Source organism: Flavobacterium branchiophilum NBRC 15030 = ATCC 35035, from assembly GCF_002217205.1.
In the GTDB taxonomy this organism is placed as follows: Bacteria; Bacteroidota; Bacteroidia; order Flavobacteriales; family Flavobacteriaceae; genus Flavobacterium; species Flavobacterium branchiophilum.
The window spans coordinates 1-1418 of record NZ_MUGT01000233.1; the positions used below are offsets into that span (position 1 = coordinate 1).

Annotated in this window: 1 protein-coding gene and 1 pseudogene; both read right to left on the reverse strand. The window is 34.5% G+C overall.

Annotation, left to right across the window (positions count from 1 at the left end; all coding sequences use genetic code 11):
• Positions 1-382 (reverse strand): annotated as a pseudogene (locus B0A58_RS16100) (undecaprenyl-phosphate glucose phosphotransferase); the annotation flags it as partial.
• A complete protein-coding gene (locus B0A58_RS16105; RefSeq protein WP_014082734.1) occupies positions 383-1366 on the reverse strand; it encodes a UDP-glucuronic acid decarboxylase family protein in 984 nt (327 codons plus the stop codon).
• Positions 1367-1418 lie beyond the last annotated feature (52 nt).

Sequence of the window (1418 nt, forward strand, 5' to 3'; positions counted from 1 at the left end):
CAAAAAAGCTTCTAAAAATTCGTAAAGCAAAAAAGATGGCAAATTTGAAACAAGAAATGATAAAAATGGAGAGGCTAATGTATTTGATCATTACAGAAGCCTCTTGAATTTTTAATAAAAATCCTAAATAAGCAAAATTTAAAATGAGAAAAACGATAAATTGCTTGACTATTTTTTCGAGGATGTCAAAAGCTTTTGTAAAGCGGTAAACTTCATAAAATTTTGTATTCCAAGAAGTTACAAACCAAGCAATCGAAACAAAGGCAAAATATCCAAATTTACTAAAAACCCAATAATCGGCCAGTAGATTTATTACCAATAAATCTACAAGATAAGTAAAGGGCCTTATGTAAGCCGAGTATCTGCCTATTCGTTTTTTCAATTAAAATATGTATTTAGTAAAATCTTTGTGTTCTTCTTTCAAAAGCGCTTCGGTAGATAACGATTTGAAATAGTCGTAAGTAATTTTCATGCCTTCTGCTCTGCTCACTTTGGCCTCCCAGCCTAAAATTTCTTTGGCCTTGGTGGTGTCTGGTTGTCTTTGAAGTGGATCGTTTATTGGCAGCGGATGGTAAACCACTTTTTGATTGGTACCCGTTAGTTTGATGATTTCATCTGCAAAATCTTTGATGGTTATTTCGTCTGGATTTCCAATATTTACTGGAAAAACATAATCAGAATGTAACAATCGGAAAATACCTTCTACCTGATCATCTACATAACAAAACGAACGGGTTTGACTACCATCGCCAAAAATAGTTAAATCTTCGCCACGAAGTGCTTGCCCAATAAAGGCAGGAATTACACGGCCATCGTTGAGTCTCATTCTTGGCCCGTAAGTGTTAAATATTCTTACGATTCTGGTTTCTACACCATGAAAAGTATGGTAAGCCATTGTTATTGACTCTTGAAAACGTTTGGCTTCGTCATACACGCCACGAGGACCAATAGTGTTTACGTTGCCATAATATTCTTCTGTTTGTGGGTGTACTAATGGATCGCCATATATTTCAGACGTAGAAGCAATTAAGATTCTGGCTTTTTTAACCCTTGCTAATCCTAATAAATTGTGGGTTCCAAGTGAACCTACTTTGAGGGTTTGGATGGGTATTTTCAAATAATCTATTGGGCTTGCTGGTGATGCAAAGTGCAGGATATAATCCAAATTTCCAGGTACATGAACAAATTTGGTAATATCGTGGTGATAAAACTCAAAATGTTCTAATTTGAATAAATGTTCAATGTTTTTTAAATCGCCCGTAATCAAATTGTCCATACCAATAACGTGGTAACCTTCAGCAATAAATCGGTCGCACAAGTGAGAGCCCAAAAAACCAGCTGCTCCTGTTATTAAAATTCTTTTCATGATAGTGTATTAATTGTATTATTATTTGTAAATTTATAGGTATTTTGAATAT

Coding starts and splice junctions, on each gene's coding strand:
- B0A58_RS16105 (WP_014082734.1), bottom strand. CDS start 1,366: ATGAAAAGAATTTTAATAACAGGAGCAGCTGGTTTTTTGGGCTCTCAC.